Raw genomic sequence first — 4,227 nt, 5'->3', positions numbered from 1 at the left:
CCTCGGCCTCCCGGCCGCGGTGCCGTGGCTGCTTCTCGCCGCGGTTCCCGCCCTGGCGGTGGCGCTGGTGCCCCGCTGCCCGGAAAGCGCCGGGGGCGCGGACCCGAAACTTGAGTTTTGACTACCGGCGCATCTTCGATCGCCCGGTCGGGGTGGTTCGTGTCCGGGCAGGTGGCTGATCGTTGAGCAGCTCATGATGACGCGCACTTTTGCCCGTGGGGCTGTTGTGACAGTGACCCTGCTGGGATCCGCCCCGGTCGTATCCCCCGCTTGGGCCGGAGGCATCGGTGACTTCTTGTCACCGGCCTTCGGTACCAGCTGCGCCAACCACCACACCGCCCCCCGGGCCGATGGAGCGACCACCCACGGCATCGGAACCGCCACCGGTAACATCGCCGGACTCCCCGTCGGCAGCCCGCTCAACCAGTGCGGTGGCGCCGACATGTCTGATATCTGCAACATCACGCAAATTTTCCCAGGAAGTAAAATCCTGTCCGGAAATCTGCCGAACGAGGCGCTCGACGCCGCCCCGGTCGATGTCATCGTGCAGACCATCACCCTCCTGACCACCGCCGACATCGCATCCGACAAACCGATTGTCAACGCCTGCTGACACCGCAAGCCCTGCGCCTGGCACCGGCCGGAGCTCCACGCCCTCGGCAGAATGCCACTCCCGGCCAAAGACTGTTGCAGCAGGCCGCGATACGGGCGCAGGACGGACGACGGTGCCAACTGCCGGCGCTCGACTTTTTCAAGCTGCCAGCAGCGGGCCCAGTTCGGCGGCCCACTCCGGGTAGAGCGCGACTTTCTCCTCGTGCAGGGCGAGGATGACCCGGGCCAGGGTGGGTGTCATGTCGTCGGACAGGTCCGGGCCGATGGCGATCCTGTCCAGGTAGGGCATGATCTGCGGGTCGCCGGCCAGGTGAACCGGGTCGTGCATGTAGCGCCGCAGGGCCGACAGGTCGGCGATGCCCACGCAGTAGGCGTGGGTGAAGCCAGCGGGGTCACTGAGGCATTGGCCCACCGTCGAGAACGACACCGACTCGACAGAAGCCGTACGCCGCATCACCGCGAGTACGTGCTCGCGCTCCTCCTCGGTCGTGGTCTCCTTGAACGCGAAGCGCAACATGTGGACGATCACGCCTATCCCACCCCCTTACGCACTGGACCAGCGGGTTCAGAAATCCGTTCCGGTCGGTTCAGTCCACTACACTGAACCCATGGGTTCAGAACCGTCAACCGGGGGCGGGCGTCCCGCCCGTGGCCGGATCGAGCGGCGGCAGGCCATCCTGGACGGCGCGTTCGCGGTTTTCACGCGACACGGCTACGCCCAGGCGTGCGTAAAGGAGATCGCTCAGGAGGCGGGCGTCGCTAAGCCGACCGTTTACAGTCACCTGCACGACAAGGAGAGCCTGTACCGCGAGGCCGTAGAGGCCGCCGCCGACCGGGTCGGCGCGCTGAGCCTCGCCGTCGTCGAGCAGCTGCGGGAGGCCGCCGCGGACAGCGACCCGCGCGCGTCACTCACAGCCGTGGCCCGCGGCCTGCTCCAGGCGTTGAGTAGCGAAGACGCTTGCGCCGTGCGGCAGTTGGCCTCTGCCCAGGCGACTCAATTCCCCGATCTGGCAGCGAGCGTACGCGAGCGCACAGCCCTGCGGGTACGTTCCGCCCTCGCTGACCGCCTGGCCCGCCTGGCTCTCGCCGGCCGCCTGCGCCCGTGCGACCCGGAACTCGCCGCCGAGCACTTCCTCTCTCTGCTCACCGGCCCGCTGGAATACCGCCCCGACGCCGCCCCCGACACCGTCGCGGACGCTGCGATGGACGTCTTCCTGCGCGCTTACGGAAATTGAGCCCCAACCTGGGCCCAACAAAGAGGCGCGCCTTTCACTGATCGAGGACCAAGTTGTGCATACGTGCGATGCCGCTGTTTCTGCATCCGGGCGAGGTGCTGATGGCACTCATGACTGCTGCTAGCGTCGCGCCACGTGAACGACAGCGTGTATGTGGGCAACGCAGGCAAGGACGCGGCACTGGACCGAGGTTGGCTGCTGGGGCATTTCAAGGACGCCGGCGATCCGCGCCACAGCGAGGCTGTGGAGATCAAGTGGGGCGTCCATCCCCGCGGCGATGAGCGATCGACGTGGGTGAAGGGTGAGGAACGTACAGCGCTCCTGGTTCTCATCAAGGGACGCTTCCGTGTCCAGCTCCCCGGTCGTAGCGTCCTTTTGGAACGGCAGGGCGACTACGTCGTATGGGGGCGTGGAGTCGACCACTCATGGTTGGCGGAGGACGAGTCGGTGGTCCTCACCGTGTGCCGGTCGCGACCGAGCGGTGTCCGCCTCCCGGCGTGGGGCTGATCGTGAGCCGGACACCTGGCCCATTACGGTTGTCTCATGGGGACACCTAGAGGGCCGCGTGGCTCGTACGCGGCGGGGCAGGCGAGGCGGCCGCAGATCCTGGAAGCGGCCATGCGGCGGTTCGGTCAGGACGGCTACCACAACACCTCGCTCGCCCGCGTCGCGCGGGACGCCGGTCTCACCGACGCGGGGTTGCTGCATCACTTCGGGGGCAAGCAGCAGTTGCTCCAGGCGGTCGTCGAGTACTGGCACCACCAGATGGACGAACGGTGGCGGCGGGTGACCGGCTCCGTACGGGACGCCTTCCGGTGCCATGTCGAGGACATGGAGGAGGCGCTGCGCATGCCCGGCATCATCGAGCTGTCCGTGGTGCTCGCCGCCGAGGCCACCGCGGAGGGCCACCCCGCGCACGACTTCTTCTCCGAGTGGCAGGAGAAAGGAGTCCGGGAGCTCACCGACCGGCTGCGCGCGGCGAGCGAGTCCGGTGAGCTCAAGCCCGGCCTCGACCACGAGTCGATCGCACGGGAGTGCGCGGCCGTCGACGCGGGGCTGCGGTTGCAGTGGCTGGCCAGCGGCCGTGCCTTCGACCTCGCCGGGGTCGCGCGTTCGCATCTGGACCACCTGTTGCGGACGATCTCGGCCGACGGCAAGGGGCTGTGAGCAGGCCGGGTTCAAGCCCACACCCCCGGTTCACTCCCGCGGTGCGTAGCGCAGGCCGTGCCCGAAGGCGAACAGCGGGTCGCGGCTCTCCCGCGGCACGTCCGGCCGGCCGGCCCTGACCTCCGCCATCGACCGCGGCAGCTGGAACGGCAGCCGTCCCAAGGGCTCGGCCCGGCCGAACAGGACGTCCAGCAGCGCCCGGTCGCCCGCGCCGAACGCGGCGAGCAGCGCCGCGCAGCGGTCGGCGATCTCCGGGATGACGGCCGGCCGCTCCAGGTGGACGGCGACGACGGTGGGCACCGTGTCCAGCAGCGTGAGGATCTCCTTCAGCCGGTCCTCGTCGAAGTCGAGCCGCCCCGCGTGGAAGAAGGACTCGAACAGACCGGGGCGCGGCTCGTACGGGGTGGCCAGGCGCAGCACCGCGAGGTCGGCGTCGGCGGGGTCGGCGACGAGTGCGGCGTACTCGGCGGCGACGGCCGGGTCGACGCCTTCGACGTACAGGCGCGGGGTCCCGGTCAGCGGCAGCAGGGCGCCGCCGTTCTTGAGCAGCGTGAGGCCGGAGCGCTGGGCTGCCTCGCCGGCCGCGCGGAAGTCGGCGCGGCCGACGACGGCCTCGGCCGCGTCCACGTCGACATAGCGCCGCTCGTCGAACAGGCCGAGGCGGAACTTCTCGGCGAGCAGCCGGGCGGCTGAGGCGTCCAGGCGGGACTCCGCGAGCTGCCCGTGCCGGACGAGGTCGGCGACCAGCTCGGAGCAGGACTCGCCGCCGATCTGGTCGGCGCCCGCGTGGAAGATCCGCAGGACGCGTTCGGCCGGGGTCAGGTCCTCCACGCCCCAGGCGCGGGCCAGGTGCGGCTCTCCCATGACGAGCTGGTCGGTGACCAGGCCCCAGTCGGTGCAGACGATGCCGTCGAAGCCGAGCTTGTCGCGCAGCAGTCCGGTGATGACGTCCTTGTTGAAGCCGAAGCCGACCTCCTCGTGGCCGGTGCCGACGGGCTTGCCGTAGTACGGCATCACCTGCGTCGCCCCGGCGGCGATGGCCGCCTCGAACGGCTTGAGGTGGTAGTCGAAGAAGCCGCCCGGGTAGACCTGTTCCTTGCCGTAGGGGAAGTGCGGGTCCTCGCCGTCCTTCTGCGGGCCGCCGCCGGGGAAGTGCTTGACCATCGCGGCGACGCTGTCGTGGCCGAGACCGCCGCCCGGTCCGCGCAGGCCC

Annotated in this window: 6 protein-coding genes; 4 read left to right on the top strand and 2 right to left on the bottom strand. The window is 69.7% G+C overall.

Going from position 1 to position 4,227, the window contains the following annotated elements:
* Positions 1 to 193 precede the first annotated feature (193 nt).
* On the top strand, positions 194 to 613 hold the full coding sequence (locus ACWD1Z_RS36630; protein WP_451125126.1) for a hypothetical protein: 420 nt from the start codon (positions 194 to 196) through the stop codon (positions 611 to 613).
* A 138-nt stretch (positions 614 to 751) separates the two neighbouring features.
* On the opposite strand, the gene ACWD1Z_RS36625 is transcribed toward ACWD1Z_RS36630, so the two are convergent.
* A complete protein-coding gene (locus ACWD1Z_RS36625; RefSeq protein ID WP_451125124.1) occupies positions 752 to 1,141 on the bottom strand; it encodes a Dabb family protein in 390 nt (129 codons plus the stop codon).
* Positions 1,142 to 1,220: 79 nt separating this feature from the next.
* Between ACWD1Z_RS36625 and ACWD1Z_RS36620 the strand changes: the two genes are divergently transcribed.
* From ACWD1Z_RS36620 to ACWD1Z_RS36610, 3 genes are all read left to right on the top strand, one after another.
* A complete protein-coding gene (locus ACWD1Z_RS36620) occupies positions 1,221 to 1,847 on the top strand; it encodes a TetR/AcrR family transcriptional regulator (RefSeq protein WP_451125122.1) in 627 nt (208 codons plus the stop codon).
* A gap of 135 nt (positions 1,848 to 1,982) precedes the next feature.
* The gene (locus ACWD1Z_RS36615) at positions 1,983 to 2,354 is read left to right on the top strand and encodes a signal peptidase I (RefSeq protein WP_451125120.1); all 372 of its coding nucleotides are present in this window, start codon (positions 1,983 to 1,985) and stop codon (positions 2,352 to 2,354) included.
* Between the two features lie 36 nt (positions 2,355 to 2,390).
* Positions 2,391 to 3,014 (top strand): TetR/AcrR family transcriptional regulator, encoded by a 624-nt coding sequence (locus tag ACWD1Z_RS36610; protein ID WP_451125118.1) that lies wholly within the window; start codon positions 2,391 to 2,393, stop codon positions 3,012 to 3,014.
* Between the two features lie 30 nt (positions 3,015 to 3,044).
* Here the strand turns inward: ACWD1Z_RS36610 and ACWD1Z_RS36605 are convergent.
* Positions 3,045 to 4,227, bottom strand: a 1,183-nt coding sequence (locus ACWD1Z_RS36605; RefSeq protein ID WP_451125116.1) for a glycoside hydrolase family 3 N-terminal domain-containing protein, incomplete at its 5' end; no start/stop codon positions are given.

This window comes from Streptomyces sp. NPDC002784, from assembly GCF_053592135.1.
This window is presented reverse-complemented; position numbering and strand designations above follow the sequence as displayed.